Consider the following 16,873-nt stretch of genomic DNA (forward strand, 5'->3'; position numbering starts at 1 on the left):
GAGAACTCCAATGGCACATAAAAAAGCTGGCGGTTCATCGCGTAACGGTCGCGATTCTGAATCCAAGCGCCTTGGCGTAAAGAAGTTCGGTGGCGAAAATGTCATTCCGGGCAACATCATCATTCGTCAGCGCGGCACCAAGTGGCACCCCGGCGACAATGTCGGCATCGGCAAGGATCACACCATTTTTGCCAAGATTGAAGGCAACGTGACATTCCGTGCGCGCGCCAATGGCCGCATGTATGTGTCCGTGGCACCGAAACACGCAGAAGCAGCGGAATAAGCCGGACCGCTTAAAAATCAGCCGGCGTCACATCGACCCGGCTTTCAGATATCAGGTTACCAAACCTGGGTTTTGAACAAGAAGGGAAGATGGGACGCCACCATCTTCCCTTCTTTCGTTTCAACCCACAGAAAGGACCTGAAAAATGCAAAGGGATCTACAAAGGGAGAGCCAATCCCGGCTTTCCAGGGAGCGGCTAAGGCCGGATATCCAAAGGCGGGATTGCCCGGTTCTTCTGTCGCAAAGGCTCGTCCTCAGAGCCCCGCACGAAGATGACATTGACGCCATTGCCCATCTCGCCAACAACGACAAGATCGCGACCATGGTGTCGCGCATGCCGCATCCCTATACGACAGACGATGCAGCCAAGTTCGTGGAGCGAACCAAAGAGGGCGCGATCGGCAATTGCGTGTATGCCATCACGAAAGCGGAAAACGGCGAATTCATCGGTTGCTGCGGCATAGAAAACCTGCCCGATGACGAAAGCATCGTCGAAATCGGCTACTGGCTCGGCGAACCCTACTGGGGCAAGGGCTACACCACGGAAGCCGCCCAGGTGCTGATCGATATGGTGTTCCGCACCCGCAACGAGGTCGACCATATCGATGCGCGCTGCCGGGTCGTCAACGAACGCTCGCGGCGGGTCCTGCACAAATGCGGGTTCCAGTTCCAGGGCCCCGGCATGGTACAATCGCTGGCGATCGGCGGATCGGTCGCGGTCGAATGGTACAGGCTCGATCGGCGCAACTGGATGTCGCTGAAAAGCTGGGGAGGCCAGAGATGAGCCTTGACGTTGAAGAGCGACAGATGACTGCCATCGACACCGAACGGCTTCACCTGCGGCCGCTTCGTGTGGCAGATGCGGAGGCGATTACCGGTGTGCTTTCCGATTTTTCGGTGACACGCATGCTGTCGCGGCCGCCCTACCCGTTCACCCTCGATGACGCCACCGACTGGCTCAACGCGAAGAGAAATGGCGACGCCCGGAAATGGGCGTTTGCCATCACCCAACCGGCAGACCGGGTGCTGATCGGTCTTGTCACCATCGAACTCAGACAGGGCGGGTATCATCTCGGCTATTGGCTGCGGCGATATTACTGGGGACGCGGCTTCATGAGCGAGGCCGCCTCCGCCCTTGTCGCTCGGTTCTTTGAAGATATGGGCGACATCACCCTGCATTCCGGCGCCTTCGCCGAAAACGCAGGATCGCTGAAGGTGCAGCAGCGCCTCGGCTTTCAGGTCACGGGTCTCAGGGACATCTTTGCCGCAAGCCGCGGCGCGATGGTTCAGGAGGTGACCACTGCACTGAAGCCGGATTACTTCCGGCCCTATCACTTCGGCTGAACAACAAGGGCCGGGCCTGCAAAAGCGACCCGGCCTTTTCTTTGCCAGCGCCCGGGGCACATCCATGGGGATGGACTTGGTTCCGACAAGAATTAAGGTTGTCATTGTTTTCCGCTTCGCTACCTTCCGCGAACAGAGACAATGAACCGGACAGACCTGCCCCATGAGTGACAAGACCATTGCCCGCATCGTCGCCGATGAAATCAAGGCCCGGCCCGACCAGGTCGACGCAGCACTTGGGCTGCTTGACGGCGGCGCCACCGTGCCGTTTGTGGCGCGTTATCGCAAGGAAGCGACCGGTGGTCTCGATGACACCCAGTTGCGGCTTCTGGCCGAGCGCGTCACCTATCTGCGCGAGCTTGAGGCCCGGCGGGCGACGATTACCGATTCCATTCAGAACCAGGGCAAGATGACGGATGATCTGGCGGGCAAGATCGCCGGTGTCACCACCAAGTCCGAGCTTGAGGACCTTTATCTGCCTTACAAGCCTAAGCGCCGCACAAGGGCGATGATTGCCCGCGAGAACGGGCTGCAGCCGCTGGCGGATGCGATCTATCAGAACCGCACCAGCGACCCGGAACAGCTTGCCAGAGCTTATGTGAACGAGACCGTCGCCGATATCCGCGCCGCCCTTGACGGCGCCCGCGATATCCTCTCCGAACAGTTCGCCGAAGACGCCGGACTTGTGGGCAGCCTGCGCCGCTATATGCGCAACAATGCCGTGCTTTACGCCAAGGTCGTCAAAGGCAAGGAAGAAGCGGGCGCGAAATTCTCCGACTATTTCGATCATTCCGAAAAATTCGCCACAGCGCCCGGCCACCGCGTGCTCGCCATGCTGCGCGGCTGGAATGAAGAGGTTCTGACGGTGGCCATCGAGGCCGACCGCGACGCCCCCTCACCCGTCAAACCGGCCCAGCAGATGATTGCCCGTTTCTTCGATATTGGGGCGAAGGGCAAGGCCGATGAATTCCTGATGCAGGTGGCAGGCTGGTGCTGGCGGGTGAAGCTTTCCACTTCGCTGTCGCTCGACTTGATGCGGGAAATGCGCGAGCGCGCCGAAGACGAGGCGATCCAGGTGTTTGCCCGCAACCTGAAAGACCTGCTGCTCGCCGCCCCCGCCGGCTCGCGCGTGACGCTGGGGCTCGATCCGGGCATCCGCACTGGCGTGAAGGTCGCCGCCGTCGATGGCACCGGCAAGCTGCTCGACACCGCCACGATCTATCCGTTCCAGCCGCGCAATGACATTCAGGGGTCGATGGCGGCACTGAAGGCACTGATTGCCCGCCACAAGGTCTCGCTGATCGCGATCGGCAACGGCACCGCCAGCCGCGAGACCGAAAAGCTCGTCGCCGATATTCTGACCGAGATCCCCGACCCCAAGCCGGTCAAGGTTATTGTCTCGGAAGCGGGCGCCTCGGTCTATTCGGCATCCGAAACGGCAGCAAAGGAATTTCCGGGCCTCGATGTCTCGTTGCGCGGCGCGGTCTCGATTGCCCGGCGTCTGCAGGACCCGCTGGCCGAACTGGTGAAGATCGAACCGAAATCCATCGGCGTCGGCCAGTACCAGCACGATGTCGACCAGATCAAGCTGTCGCGCTCGCTCGATGCGGTGGTCGAAGATGCGGTCAATGGCGTCGGCGTTGATCTCAATACGGCTTCCGCCCCGCTGCTGGCGCGCGTTTCCGGACTCGGGCCCTCGATTGCCGAGGCGATTGTCGTCCACCGCGATGAAAATGGCGCGTTTCAGAGCCGTAAGGAATTGCTCAAGGTCGCCCGCCTCGGGCCACGCGCCTTTGAGCAATGCGCCGGCTTTCTGCGCATTCGTGACGGCAAGGAGCCGCTCGATGCCTCCGCCGTGCATCCGGAAGCCTATAATATTGCCAAGAAGATCGTGGCGGCCTGCGGGCGCGACCTCAGAACGCTGATGGGCGACAGTGCAGCCCTGAAGGCTGTCGATCCACGCCAATTTGTCGACGAGCGTTTCGGACTGCCGACGGTGCGCGATATTTTCTCGGAGCTTGAAAAGCCCGGCCGCGACCCGCGCCCGGAATTCAAGACCGCAAGCTTTGCCGATGGCATTGATGAAATCTCGGATCTGAAGCCCGGCATGATGCTGGAAGGCACGGTCACCAATGTCGCCGCCTTCGGCGCCTTCGTCGACGTCGGCGTTCATCAGGACGGGCTTGTCCACGTTTCCCAGCTTGCCGATCGTTTCGTCAAGGACCCGCATGAGGTGGTGAAGGCCGGCGATGTGGTGAAGGTGCGCGTGGTCGATGTCGATGTGAAACGCAAGCGCATCGGCCTTTCGATGAAGAAGGATGAAGGCGCACCCTCAGCCAGAGGACCGCGCGGCAACGACCGCAAGCCGCAACGTGATAACAAGCAGGACGACCGCCAGGGCCAGGGCGCTTTCGGCGCGGCACTGGCCAACGCCATGCGCAGGAAGTAACGCTCAGTCCGTGTTTAGTCGATCTCCAAAGACATCGTAGCCGCGGCTTTCGCCGGCGACCCGGTAGCCGGTGGTCACCACAGCCAGCCCGGCGACAATGGTAAAGAACGACGTCACCGTTTCAAAGAATGTGGCAGCGACCGTGACGAAAGCGCCGACCATAGGCACCAGCGCAGCTGGCGCCACAGTGAGATACAGCGACGCCAGCGCCGCCAGGCCGAATTGTAGAAGCAGCGACAGGAGCACGACCAGAAACGCGATAGCGATGTTCGTGATCGCCATGGCAAGACCGAAGCCGTCGCCATGACGATAGGCATCAGCGACGCCGAATTCACGGTCGACCGCAGTCGCCGGCAGCACCAGCGAATAGCGCATGGCAAGCGAAACGACGCCAAAATAACCAGCAATACCGACGATGGCGAACAGGATCACGGTGAACGAGCCACCGTTGTTCAGCATGAGGGAAAGCAACGTAAACACGATCACCACCGGAACCATGATCAGCGTCATCACCAGCCCGACAAGTATGCTTTGGCCGAGAAAGCGTAGTTCGCGCCTCGCGAAACGGATCGGAAATGGCTTCGGCATCTCCCCCAGCAGACCGTGACGGTGCCAGGCGACGGCAACCGAGGAAAAGGCAATCAGATAGACCGAAACGGAGACGACAAAGCCCACGACAAACAAAAACACATCGCTGTTGGTGAGGTCGCTCCACTGGTAACTCTGCGGCTTCCCCGGTGAAAAAAGACTGACGAAGAAGGCCAGCAGCACCCAGGGCCAGGCGATTTTCAGCGCCGTCAGAAGGTTTGAAAACAGCAGCCTGAACGAACCGCCCCACACAGCCCGCAGGCTCATTCCAAAAGTCATTGCACACGCCCCCAAGCGCCGAATCAATTCCGATTATTTGTCCCTTGCGAGAACATTCCAGAGAGCCAGGCTTGTCGCAATCAAAAATTGCACATCACCTAACCTCTTGAAATACCTACCCTGGTGCTGCAGCCCAAACTGTCTTGTTTCTTGTGCCAAAACGAATATTCTACGGTGAATAAAATGTGACATTCGCAGGCATTCGGGGGATTGTGATGGCTTCACCGCTGTTCAACCTGATCGAAAAGATCATCAAAACCGGCACATTACGGGTCCAGACGGAAACAGGAGAGATCACAACATTCGGTGACGGCTCAGGTGATCCCGTGGCCATACGTTTCACCGACAGACAGGCGCAGGACCTGATTGCAAAAGACCCGCCGCTCGCACTTGGCGAGATGTATATGCAAGGCCGGTTTCTGGTCGAGGAAGGCGATATCTATGATTTCCTTTCGCTGGTCCGGCGCAATACGCTGGCAACGGTCTACAACCCGCTGATGCTGATGAAGTTGTTCTGGCGTACCGGGCTGGCCCAGCTTTCGACCCGCCTGCCTATCAACCGGAACCGCAAGAACGTCTCCCATCACTACGACCTGACCCCGCCGCTCTTCCGCCTGTTCCTGGATGAGGATTGGCAATATTCCTGCGCCTATTTCGATCCCCCGGATATTTCGCTGGATGAGGCCCAGCTTGCCAAGAAACGCCACATCGCCGGAAAACTGAGGCTGAACGAGGGCCAGCGCGTGCTTGAAATCGGCTCCGGCTGGGGCGGGCTCAGCATGTATCTCGCGGAGATGGGCGGGGTCGATTGCACCGGCATCACGCTGTCGCACGAACAGCACGACATTGCCACCAGACGCGTGGCAAAACGCGGGCTGTCCGATCAGGTGCGCTTTGAACTTCAGGACTACCGGACCATGAAGGCCAAGCCCTTCGACCGGATCGTCTCCGTGGGCATGTTCGAACATGTGGGCATCGGGCGTTACAAAAACTTCTTCGAAAAATGTTTCGAACTGCTGGACGATGACGGCGTGATGGTGCTGCATTCCATCGGCCGCGATGTTTCCGCACATGGCTTCAACAACCCGTTCATGGAGAAATACATCTTCCCCGGCGGCTATATCCCCTCGTTGGCCGAAGTCCTGCCGGCGGTGGAGAAATCCGGCCTACTGGTCCGCGATATCGAAATCCTGCAGATGCACTATGCCCACACGGTCCGTGCCTGGCGCCAGCGTTTCGTTGCCCGCAAGGAGGAGGCGATCAAGCTTTACGACGAGCAGTTCTTCCGCATGTGGGAATTTTATCTGGCGGGTTCGGAAATGGCGTTCGAATGGGACAAGATGTTCGTTTTCCAGTTGCAGATTTCCAAGAGCCAGTTTGCCACGCCGAACAACCGCCGTTATATGTTCGAGGCCGAGGAGAAGCTGAAGGCCGCCGAAGCTGGAAGAGCTCCTCTCGAACCGGTCGAATTCGACTGAAGCTTCTGCTCTTTCGGGGCGCAGAAGCGGAGCCGGGTTCTGGCCGGAACAGCGGCTTTCAGCATGATGCGTCGAGGGTTCATGGGCACTACCACAGAAGATGACGGTCGCGTTTTCGATGCACCGTCCGATAATTTCGTCTATCGCCTGCTGCCGCGGTGGCTCTGGCCTTATGCCCAGCTTGCCAGGTGGGACAGGCCCATCGGCTGGCAATTGCTGATGTGGCCGTGTTTCTGGTCCGCGGCGATGGCAGCCGGCGTGACGGCGGAGGCAAACGCCTTCCGGCCCGGCCAATTCATCGCCCATCTTTTTCTTTTCTGGCTTGGCGCGGTCGCCATGCGCGGCGCCGGCTGCACCTATAACGACCTTGTCGACCACGACATCGACAATCAGGTGGCGCGCACCCGTTCAAGGCCCCTGCCCTCCGGCCGCGTGACACGGCGTCAGGCGAAAATCTTCATTCTGCTGCAGGCGCTGACCGGTCTTGCCGTACTGCTGTCGTTCAATCTGTTCACGATCGTGCTCGGTTTTGCATCCCTTGGGTTTGTCGCGGTCTATCCCTTCGCCAAGCGGTTCACCGACTGGCCGCAGTTTTTTCTGGGACTTGCGTTTTCTTGGGGCGCGTTGATGGGCTGGGCTGCTGTTTTCGGCACATTGTCGCTGCCCGCCGTCCTCGCTTATGTCGCCGCGATCCTGTGGACCATCGGCTATGACACGATCTATGCCCACCAGGACAAGGAAGATGATGCGCTGATCGGTGTGCGCTCCACCGCGCGCCTGTTCGCGGACAAGACCAAACCCTGGCTTGTCGCGTTTTACAGCGTCATGCTGTTGCTGCTGGCAACCGCCTACAGCCTTGCGGGTCTTGGCTGGCCGGCTTTTGGCGGCCTGATTGTTGCGGGTGGTATGCTGTTTTATCAGATCACCGTGCTGAACATCGACGACGGTGACCAGTGCAAGCGACTATTCCTGTCCAACCACTATGTCGGCATGGTGGTTTTCGCCGGTCTCGTCGTCACGATCTTCTTCGGCTAAGCCTTGTTTTCACGCGGCGATTTCGCGGCCGTTGACCTTCATCGTCACCCCGATCGGGCAATCGCGCAGCCGGACCGTCAAACGTTTGATGCTGCGTGCGGCAGCGCGGCGGGTGGCGCCCGCATCGTCATTGGCGGCGACGGCCTGATGCGGTTTGAAATCGACCGGACGGGCAACGCCGTCGGCTTCCACCATCATCATCGGAATATCGTAGAGCAGCGCCCAGTTCTGCCAGTCGGCCACAATTTCGCTCAAATCATGGGCGACAAGAAGCGGAATGCAGAGTTCCGGATCGGCGTGGTGCAGTTCCAGCGTCACTGTGATACCGCCATCGACATGGGCAACAGCGCGGGCGGCAATGCCCTTGAAGGCGCGGCCCGGAAGGGCGATGGAAAAGGGGAGGTTGCTCGAGGGCAGATTGCGGCGGACAACGGCGCCGCGGCTATCGAGCTTGACGCCGATGCGGGCTTCAGAGCCCTTGGCGACATAGGAGAATTTCTGCGGAAAATAAGCGGGATCGATTCTGAGAACCGGTTCCTCATTTCCCCTCTGTACCTGCGAATTCGTCATCTGATCACCCTTTGCCTGTGTCGCCGGTTACCGGCGTATTTCTGCGAACTTTGTCGTCCGTCTGAGGGCAATCATAGGCGAGGTTCTTACCAGCCGCCTTAACAAGCAGGGTTAAGAAAATCCCACCCGGATGAATGGTTATCAAAATCCGATTTTGCAGGGTTGAGAGAGCGTGAACGCGCCGGTCAGGATGTGTTAACCCCTCATGCGCAGACGCTTGAAAAGTAGGCCCTCATGGGCATTTGCGGGGAATTGTGCTGTCAATCCGACACGCTATGCCGGGAAAAAAGCGCACCCTTCGAGAGGTGCCCTTTCAACGATCTCCCACTTTTTTCCGTGCAAAAACATGTTTAGATCCTCGGGACAAGCCCGAAGATGACGCCGATGAATAGAGCGAAGGCGGCGAAGCGCCGCTTAGCCGGAAATCTTCGAGAAATCCGCAACGGTGCCGGTTGCCTCGCGGATCATCGTAAGAAGCGCCAGACGGTTGGCACGCACGGCCTCGTCATCGGCATTGACCAGAACATCCTCGAAGAAGGTATCGACCGGCACGCGCAGGCCCGAAAGCGCCTCCATGGCGGAGAAATAGTCTTCACGCCCGGACGCTTCCCGTGCCGTCTTCGAGGCCGCGAGAATGGCCTCGTACAGTGCGCGTTCGGCATCGGCCTCGAACAAGGCCGGATCGACCTTTTCGGCAATTCTGGTCTTCTTCTTTTCTTCCGCCGCCAGAAGCTGACCGGCGCGCTTTTCGCCCGCAACAAGGTTCTTGCCGTCATCGCTGTCGAGAAATTTGGTCAGCGCCTCGACCCGACGCGCCACGGTTTCCAGATCGTCGGCATCGGGCGATAGCACCGCGTCGATCAGATCGTAACGCGCACCCTGATCGCGCAGATACACCTTGAAACGGTCGTGGAAGAAGGACAGCAGGTCGCGATCATCAAAGACCGACAGCAGCCGCAGCCGCACGCCACGCTCCAGAATGATGCGGATGACGCCAAGCGCCGCACGACGCAGCGCATAGGGGTCTCCCGATCCCGTCGGCTTTTCGTCGATGGACCAGAAGCCGGTCAGCGTATCGAGCTTGTCAGCAAGCGCCACGGTCAGCGAAACCTTGCCACGCGGCACGACGTCGGAAGGCCCGAGCGGCTTGTAATGCTCTTCGATGGCGGCCGCCACGTCCTCGCTCTCGCCCTGAAGCACCGCATATTTGCGCCCCATAGCGCCCTGCAGCTCGGGAAATTCACCGACAGCTTCGGTGCGAAGATCCGCTTTGGCCAGCACCACGGCGCGGTCAACCGCGGCCGGATCTGCCCCGACGACCGGCGCAAGGTCCTTCGCCAGCGCCCGGATGCGGTGAACCCGCTCGCCCTGGCTGCCGAGCTTGGCGTGAAACGTCACGTCCAATGCATCGAGCTTGGCCATGCGCTGGTCGAGCGGCTTTTTCAGGTCGAGATCGAATTTGGCGCCCGAGGCTGCAAGCGTATTCAGGTCCGGCAGGTCGCGCTGGTCCATATGCCAGAAGTGCAGCGCATCGGACAGGCGCGCACGGACAACCTTGCCATTGCCGTAGCAGATCTCCTTGCCGCCATCGCTGGCCGCGATATTGGCAATCAGAATGAACTTGTTGGTGAGGCTGTCCTCGCCATGTTTCCTGACCACGAAGCACTTCTGGTTGGTCTTGATCGTCAGCCGGATGATCTCGTCGGGAATTTCAAGAAATGCCTGCTCGAATTCGCCAAGCAGCACCTGCGGATATTCGACAAGCCCGGCCACCTCATCCAGCAGCCCTTCATCCTCGACCACGTCGAGCCCGTTGGCAAAGGCGAGATTGGCGGCGTCATCGCGGATGATGTCCTTGCGCCGGTCCGCATCGAGAACAACACAGGCCTTTTCAAGCCCGGCTGCATAATCGGCAAAGCGCTTGACTTCGATCGCATCCGGCGCGTGAAAACGATGGCCGTAGGTAATGTTGGAAGCGACAATGCCATCGATCTCGAAATCGATGACCTTTGTTTCCTCGATTTCCGTGCCGAAGGTGCAGACGATTGACTGCAGCGGCCGCACCCAGCGCAGTGCGCCCGGCTCGGCGGAAGCCGCCCCCCAGCGCATCGATTTGGCCCAAGGGAAATTGCGGATGATGCCGGGCATCACATCGCGAATGATATCCTCGGCATCGCGGCCGGGCTTTTCGATGATGGCAACATAAAAATCACCCTTCTTCGGGTCCGACTGGACTTGCGCCTGGGAAATATCATCAAGACCGGCGCCGCGCAGAAAGCCGGAAAGCGCCTTTTCCGGCGCGCCGATGCGCGGGCCCTTGCGCTCCTCGCGCACATCAGCGGAACGCGCCGTCAGCCCGTGGATATCGAGGATCAGGCGCCGCGGCGTGAAATATTCGCGCGCGCCCTCATAGGTCAGCCCCGCATCCACCAGCGCATCGGTGACGCGCTTTTTCAACTCGCCTGCCGCCTGGCGCTGCATGCGGGCAGGAATTTCCTCGGATCGAAGTTCAAGCAAAAGATCGGGCATTGGGGTGACTTCTATCGTGTTCAGTGTTCCGGTGCGGCGGTGTTAGCAAGCTCCATGAAAAAGTCATCCGGCAATACCGGTTTTCGCCTCACTGCCGTAAAAGAACCGCAGGCTGAACCGCAAAAAGCCCGATTTCACGGTGAACCTCGGCAGACGAAAAAGAGGAAATCCGAACCTTGAACACACTGACCGTCCTGCCCGCAATCCTGATATCCGGCGTTTTTGCCAATGCCGCCCTTGCCGCTTCCGAACTCCCCGAGGGGCGCTATCGCAGTGACTGCCTGCCGATCGGCAAGGATGGCCGTCACGGTTTCATTGCCGAGGTCACTATTACGGGACGGACCCTTTCGGCGACAGCGCAGAACTTCGCCCACAATAATTGCGATATTCCAACGGTTCAGGTGTCCTATCAGGGGACGATAACCGATGTCAGCGCGGGCGAGGGACGGGTCGACTTTGTCCAGAAGACCGGGCCTTTCGACTATACCCTTCTTTCTGACGACGTCACCGCCTACTACAACAAGAACAGCACTACTGCCGGATGCGGCATTGACGACTGGCAAACAGGCGGTTCCCGCAATGTTGCCGGTCGCACATGCGCGCCGTTTCCCTTTCCCGAAGATGGCACGCTGCTGAAGGACAGCCTATGGAGCGATGGCGATAGCGTCGTCTTCGGCTACCTGCCAATGGACTGGTCCGGGCACGAGGCCTATCCGCAAAAGCCTTCGGCCGTCCGCTTCATACGTGTGGCCGACTGAGCGGCCCACCAGCCGCTTCCACCGCCGTAAAACCCGCCGCAGCCTCGAAAAGCCGAGGCATCACCGCCTTCGGCCAATCCAGCGACCGACATAGACGGCGATCCCCAGCATGAGCAGGCCCGCAAAAGCGAAAGGCAGCACCGTTTGCCCGGCTTCCGGGCTGAAGAGAATGCTCCAGAGCGACTTCAGAAGCGCACCTGCTGCCGCAACTCCAAGGCCGAGCTTCCATGATCGGTACCAGAAGGCGGCGCCCAGTGCCCAGCCATAGGAGATCACGGCCAGAGCGCCGGCGACGTTCCCGATCGTCCAGCCCCTGGAAAGAACCTGCCTCTCCATGGTCAGAAAACCCATGACGTCCTGCCGCGGCACTGCAGGCGCGGGAAACCAGAACATGGACGAGAGGATTGCGAGTGTGGATAGCATGATCCCGGCCAGCGAGCGTCGCCAGGCGAAATAGCAATATGGCAGCACCAGCAGCGGGCGTGCCAGCCAGGAGGCGGTGTTCTGGTGCCGCTCGAATGCCCAGTGAAAGAAGCTCGGGCTTGTAAAGAATACCGTCAACAGTGCCACAATCACGACGGCAATGATCGCGGCCAGCCCCCTGTCCAATTCCCTGTTCATGCCTTTTCGTCTCCTTTGGGCCGATACCGGGCGTTTTCTCACGCGCGTTTGCCCACAATCGAGACGGGGTTGCCTACCAGCCACCACCACCGCCGCCACCGCCGCCACCGCCGGAAAAACCGCCGCCGCCTGAAAAACCGGAGGAGGAGGTATTTTGCGTCGGCATGGATGACGACATGGTGGAGGCCATCGAGGAGGAGAAACTGCCGATCTGGTCGGAAAGGTTCTGGTGGCGGAAGTCGCCATAATACCAGTAGGGCGAATAATAGCTGGCCGTGCCCGCCGCAACCGCTGCCACCAGCCATTTGTCGAAGGTCGCCGACCACGGTTTTTCCACGCCGAGCGCGACCGCATAGGGTAGCAGCGTTTCGAAATGCTGCGGCGACATTTCCGGCGCACCGGCCATGTTCATGCGGTTTGCTTCGGCAAGGGTCAGATATTGTTTCAGGCCGGCAATCTCATCCATCTTCTTGCGGCCCGAAGGCGTCGGCGCCCCCATCAGGAAGAAGAACAGAAGGTTCATCAGCACGATACCGCCGACGGCGGCAATCACGGCCCAGTCCTCGCCGATGAGGTGGGAACTCGCCAGTGTCATGATCATGCCGCCGAGCGCATGAACCGCGAAAAAGCCGAAGATGCCGATACCGATCAGCAGCCCGACCGCCGAACCGATGCTGCGACCGCGCCGGCGGAAACTGCGGGCAAAGGATGCGGCAAACACGCCGATGACGACCGACATGATAACCGAAACGAACAGCACCGGCACGACGTCATTCGAAATGTAACCGAAAGCGATAAGGGCGATGACGGAGAGAACAGAAAGCGCGACCCCACCCAGCGTATAGGCAATATTGCTGACGAAATAATCGCCGCGATGCTCACGCGTGATGGCGGACGTGAACGCGCTTGCCATGGCGGACACTGTCTTGCCATGGGCCTTGTCGACAATGAACACGCCGCCGGTATTGTCGACCGCCTTCAAAAGCGCTTTCTGGCCGGGCGGCAGCGCCGCATCGAACGGCTTGTCGGTGCGCTTCAGCGTCATGCCCTTTTTCGGCTCGTCAATGATCAGGAAACCTTTGACCGCCAGATCGATCGCCGTTGCCGCAATCGCTTCGAACCGACTGGAGCCGAAACCCTGATTTTCAACATAGGAGACAAGCGCAGGCGAAAGCCCTTCCGGCGGGTCCCAGCGCGGCACAACAACGCCACCCGGCGGATCGCGCCCCACAGCCCGCCATGAAAGAAGGTAGTACACAAAGACAATCAGCATGCCGCCGAGGCCGATGAAGTAATTGCGGTAATCGCTCAGGAACCAGGAGGCGCTTTCAGCCCCCGACGGTCCCTCGATTGCACCTTTCGGTACGGCGATGACGACGGAGAGCCCTTCCTTGGGGCCAAGCGGCTTTGTGGTCTCGAACGTTACAGCATTGCCGTTTGTGGTCTCGCGTGCATTCTGCTCACGAGAACCATAGGCCCCGGTGTAAAACGTGGTCTTTTGCGGCGTCACGCCCTCCGGCAGCGTGATCACCGCCGTCGCCTCTTCGATCGGAAAGGCCCAGAAATTGCCGGTGGCATTCCAGTAGATCTCGTCGTGATCGTCGAAAGTGCGGACCTGTCGGTCAGTCTCGTAGGTGAGCTGATAAGTGTGATTGCCGGGCGAGACCGTGGCGTCGGCCGAGCCCAGATAGATACGGATGCCGCCGGAAATGCTTTCCGTGTGATGGTCAACCGGCTGACCGTCGAGCGTTGCGGATTTGAGATCGAAGGTGACCTCGCCCGTGCGCCCCTGATCGGTGCGGAAGGTCAGCGGAAAATCGCGATAGATGCCGCGCCGGATCTGGTCGCCCTCGGCATGGACAGCGATTGTCTCGGTGACGTCATAGACGCCGGATTTTTCCACCGTAACGTCAGAGGTAAAGCTGTTGATCACCTCTGCGGCAAGGACAGGGGCAGCGGCGAGAACTAAGGTGGCAAAGAGTATTGCAAAGAAGTGCGTGGTCCGTCTTGCCGTCGCCATGACGCCTCTCCTCAATTTTCGTATCCAACCCCGAGTGAGGCCAGCGCATCCCAGTACCCGGGATAGGTTTTGCCGACGCAAAGGGGATCCAGAATGGTGATGCCGGAAATCTTCAGGCCTGCCAATGCAAAACACATGGCAATGCGGTGATCGGCAAAGGTATCGATTTCGGCCAGCAGATGCTGTCCGGCAATGGAAGGATCGGCATGAACGATCAGATCGTCGCCATCCTCTTCCGCCAATCCCGCGCGGATCGCGTTCAGCCCCTGCGACAGGGCACGGGTGCGATCGCACTCCTTGACGCGCAAATTCTCGATGCCGGTAAAGCGCACCGGCATCTCGTTGAAGGCGGCGAGCACTGCAAGCGTCGGCACCGCATCCTGCATCTGGCTGCCATCGATTTCCGCCGGCATATGCGGGAAGGACGCAATGACGCCGTAGGCCTTGGCATCGGGCTGGGTGAAATTTTCCGCCGGCGTACCGATGTCGATTGTCCCGCCGGTGAGCTTTTCCGCAGCCCAGAGATAGGTTGCGGCGGAAGCATCGGGTTCGATGTGAAAATCGGCAGCGCGATATCCGGTCGGCAGAACCTTCCAGGTCGCCTCGTCAACCTGCTCGACCTTCGCGCCGAAGGCTGCCATGGCGTCGAGCGTCAACCCGATATAGCCACGCGCGCCGATTTCCGTTCCCGTCAACGCGATGGTCACCGGCGCGTTCGTACCTTCCGGTGCAAACGGAGCCGCCATCAAAAGGGCGGAGACATACTGGCTGGAAAGCCCGGCATCGATCTCCACGCGGCCCGTACCGAAATGGCCCTGCCCTGAAATCGTCACCGGCGGGCAGCCGGTCGGCGCTTCGGCCGCAATGCCAAGGCTCTGCAATGCGATCACCAGCGGGCCGATCGGGCGCTTGCGCATATGCTCGTCGCCATCGACGATCACCGTGCCCTCCACGCTCGCCGCCGCCGCCGTCAGAAAACGCGTCGCCGTGCCCGCATTGCCGAGGAAGAGCGGGCCGGAGGGGGCCGCAAGCCGTCCCGTACCGGTGACGACGAAACTTGTGTCGTCCGGCTCCTCCACCGAAACGCCCATGGCGCGCAGCGCATTGGCCATATGGCGCGTGTCATCGCTTTTCAGCGCCCCCGTCAGCCGGCTGGTGCCGCGCGCAAGGCCTGCAAGCAGCAGCGCCCGGTTGGTGATCGATTTCGAGCCGGGCGGGCTGACCTTGCCGGAAAGCGCATGGCCGGGTGGAATGACAGTGAGCCTGTCCTTGTTCATGCTTGGAACTTTCGCTTTGGGCGCGGTTACGCCGTCGGATACTCAGAACGAGACATTCGGAACCGCCCGGTCTGCGGGCTCTTCGATCTCGAAATACTCGCGCTTTTCAAAGCCGAACTGGCCAGCGATGATATTGCTCGGAAAGCTCTCGACCTTGACATTCAGTTCCCGCGTGGCGCCGTTATAGTAACGCCGCGCCATCTGGATTTCACTTTCGGTCTTTTCCAGCGATGCTTGCAGATCGGCGAAATTCTGGTTGGCCTTCAGGTCGGGATAGGCTTCCGAAAGCGCAAACAGCCGGCCAAGCGCCTGTGTCAGCTCGCCTTCGGCCTGAGCCCGCCCGGCAACGTCATTGGTTGCAACAGACTGGGCCTTGTTGCGCTTTTCAACGACCTCTTCCAGCGTGCCGCGCTCATGACTGGCATAGCCCTTGACGGTCTCGACAAGATTGGGAATGAGATCGGCGCGGCGCTTCAACTGCACATCGATGCCGGACCATGCCTCTTCAGCGGTCTGGCGCGCACGCACCAAGCCGTTGTAGAGCGCGATCACGAAACCGGCGATGGCGCCGATGATCACGATCAGGACGATAAGGGTTATCAGCATGCCCGCCTCCCGGCTTCAGGACCGGTGCGGCGAACCGCACCCGTTGATCAGATCAGGCCGCTTCCGTCTGGAACCCGCCTGCTTCCGTCAGAAGATAGGCTTCCCCGCAGGCTTTGGCCAGTGTGCGGACCCTGAGGATATAGCTCTGGCGCTCGGTGACCGAGATCACGCCGCGCGCATCCAGCAGGTTGAAGAGATGCGAGGCCTTGATGCACTGGTCATAGGCCGGAAACACGCATTTGTGCAGGCTGGCCGTTTCTCCCGGCGCACCGGCATCCAGCAGCGCCTTGCATTCGGCTTCGGCATCCAGAAAGTGCCGGTGCAGCATCTCGGTATTGGCATATTCGAAATTGTGGCGTGAATATTCCTGCTCGGTCTGCAGGAAGACATCGCCATAGGTGACCTTCTCATCGCCTTCACGACCGTTGAAGTTCAGGTCATAAACACTGTCAACGCCCTGCACATACATGGCGATGCGTTCAAGCCCGTAGGTCAGTTCGCCGGCAACGGGTGCGCATTCAATGCCGCAGACCTGCTGAAAATAGGTAAACTGCGACACTTCCATGCCGTCGCACCAGCATTCCCAGCCGAGCCCCCAGGAACCCGTCGTCGGGTTTTCCCAGTCATCCTCGACAAAGCGGATATCGTGCAGCAGCGGGTCGAGACCGATGGCCTTCAACGATCCGAGATAGAGTTCCTGCAGATCAGGTGGCGAAGGCTTCAGCAGCACCTGATACTGGTAATAATGCTGGAGACGGTTGGGATTTTCGCCATAGCGGCCGTCGGCGGGGCGGCGCGAAGGCTGCACATAGCCGACATTCCAGCGCTTGGGACCGAGTGCCCTGAGCGTGGTGGAGGGATGCAGCGTACCGGCACCCACTTCCATGTCGTAAGGCTGAAGAATGGCGCACCCCTTGTCGGCCCAATAGGCCTGCAGCGTCAGGATCAACCCCTGAAAGGAACGCGTTGGATGCATATGCGGCGGTATTTCGGACATGGCCTTCGGTCTCTTCTGGAAGAATGCCCGGTGAGTGCC

General features: G+C 59.9%; 15 protein-coding genes. 7 read left to right on the forward strand and 8 right to left on the reverse strand.

Annotation, left to right across the window (positions count from 1 at the left end; genetic code table 11):
• The first annotated feature begins 10 nt into the window (after positions 1-10).
• The 4 genes from rpmA to AC0L7L_RS16275 all read left to right on the forward strand — a co-directional run bounded on the left by rpmA (position 11) and on the right by AC0L7L_RS16275 (position 4,076).
• On the forward strand, positions 11-283 hold the full coding sequence (gene rpmA, locus AC0L7L_RS16260; RefSeq protein ID WP_473510096.1) for a 50S ribosomal protein L27: 273 nt from the start codon (positions 11-13) through the stop codon (positions 281-283).
• Between the two features lie 145 nt (positions 284-428).
• A complete protein-coding gene (locus AC0L7L_RS16265; protein WP_473510099.1) occupies positions 429-1,067 on the forward strand; it encodes a GNAT family N-acetyltransferase in 639 nt (212 codons plus the stop codon).
• Complete coding sequence (locus AC0L7L_RS16270) at positions 1,064-1,627, forward strand: GNAT family N-acetyltransferase (protein WP_272213066.1); 564 nt, start codon at positions 1,064-1,066, stop codon at positions 1,625-1,627. Before AC0L7L_RS16265 ends, AC0L7L_RS16270 begins: the two co-directional genes overlap by 4 nt.
• Positions 1,628-1,790: 163 nt before the next feature.
• Entirely contained in the window at positions 1,791-4,076 is a 2,286-nt protein-coding gene (locus AC0L7L_RS16275; RefSeq protein WP_473510101.1) for a Tex family protein, read from the forward strand.
• Positions 4,077-4,079: 3 nt separating this feature from the next.
• Here AC0L7L_RS16275 and AC0L7L_RS16280 read toward each other — a convergent pair whose 3' ends face one another.
• Positions 4,080-4,943, reverse strand: a complete 864-nt coding sequence (locus AC0L7L_RS16280) for a hypothetical protein (protein ID WP_473510103.1) — start codon at positions 4,941-4,943, stop codon at positions 4,080-4,082.
• Between the two features lie 215 nt (positions 4,944-5,158).
• Between AC0L7L_RS16280 and AC0L7L_RS16285 the strand changes: the two genes are divergently transcribed.
• Positions 5,159-6,421, forward strand: coding sequence for a class I SAM-dependent methyltransferase (locus tag AC0L7L_RS16285; RefSeq protein ID WP_473510105.1), 1,263 nt, complete (start codon positions 5,159-5,161; stop codon positions 6,419-6,421).
• An 81-nt stretch (positions 6,422-6,502) separates the two neighbouring features.
• Positions 6,503-7,456, forward strand: a complete 954-nt coding sequence (ubiA, locus tag AC0L7L_RS16290; RefSeq protein WP_473510107.1) for a 4-hydroxybenzoate octaprenyltransferase — start codon at positions 6,503-6,505, stop codon at positions 7,454-7,456.
• A gap of 9 nt (positions 7,457-7,465) precedes the next feature.
• On the opposite strand, the gene AC0L7L_RS16295 is transcribed toward ubiA, so the two are convergent.
• Positions 7,466-8,026 carry a DUF6101 family protein gene (locus tag AC0L7L_RS16295; protein WP_473510109.1) on the reverse strand — a complete coding sequence of 187 codons (561 nt, stop codon included), beginning with the start codon at positions 8,024-8,026 and terminating at the stop codon, positions 7,466-7,468.
• A gap of 414 nt (positions 8,027-8,440) precedes the next feature.
• The gene (glyS, locus tag AC0L7L_RS16300) at positions 8,441-10,555 is read right to left on the reverse strand and encodes a glycine--tRNA ligase subunit beta (RefSeq protein WP_473510111.1); all 2,115 of its coding nucleotides are present in this window, start codon (positions 10,553-10,555) and stop codon (positions 8,441-8,443) included.
• A gap of 176 nt (positions 10,556-10,731) precedes the next feature.
• Between glyS and AC0L7L_RS16305 the strand changes: the two genes are divergently transcribed.
• On the forward strand, positions 10,732-11,313 hold the full coding sequence (locus tag AC0L7L_RS16305; RefSeq protein ID WP_473510113.1) for a hypothetical protein: 582 nt from the start codon (positions 10,732-10,734) through the stop codon (positions 11,311-11,313).
• A gap of 60 nt (positions 11,314-11,373) precedes the next feature.
• On the opposite strand, the gene AC0L7L_RS16310 is transcribed toward AC0L7L_RS16305, so the two are convergent.
• The 5 genes from AC0L7L_RS16310 to AC0L7L_RS16330 form a co-directional block, all read right to left on the reverse strand.
• Positions 11,374-11,934, reverse strand: a complete 561-nt coding sequence (locus AC0L7L_RS16310; RefSeq protein ID WP_473510115.1) for a hypothetical protein — start codon at positions 11,932-11,934, stop codon at positions 11,374-11,376.
• Positions 11,935-12,007: 73 nt separating this feature from the next.
• A complete protein-coding gene (locus AC0L7L_RS16315; RefSeq protein ID WP_473510117.1) occupies positions 12,008-13,954 on the reverse strand; it encodes a DUF2207 domain-containing protein in 1,947 nt (648 codons plus the stop codon).
• Between the two features lie 11 nt (positions 13,955-13,965).
• The gene (locus tag AC0L7L_RS16320; protein ID WP_473510118.1) at positions 13,966-15,231 is read right to left on the reverse strand and encodes a 3-phosphoshikimate 1-carboxyvinyltransferase; all 1,266 of its coding nucleotides are present in this window, start codon (positions 15,229-15,231) and stop codon (positions 13,966-13,968) included.
• Positions 15,232-15,273: 42 nt separating this feature from the next.
• The gene (locus AC0L7L_RS16325) at positions 15,274-15,837 is read right to left on the reverse strand and encodes a LemA family protein (protein ID WP_272213078.1); all 564 of its coding nucleotides are present in this window, start codon (positions 15,835-15,837) and stop codon (positions 15,274-15,276) included.
• A 52-nt stretch (positions 15,838-15,889) separates the two neighbouring features.
• Positions 15,890-16,834, reverse strand: coding sequence for a glycine--tRNA ligase subunit alpha (locus AC0L7L_RS16330; protein ID WP_272213079.1), 945 nt, complete (start codon positions 16,832-16,834; stop codon positions 15,890-15,892).
• Between the last annotated feature and the right edge of the window lie 39 nt (positions 16,835-16,873).

The organism is Martelella sp. K41-7, assembly GCF_055808365.1.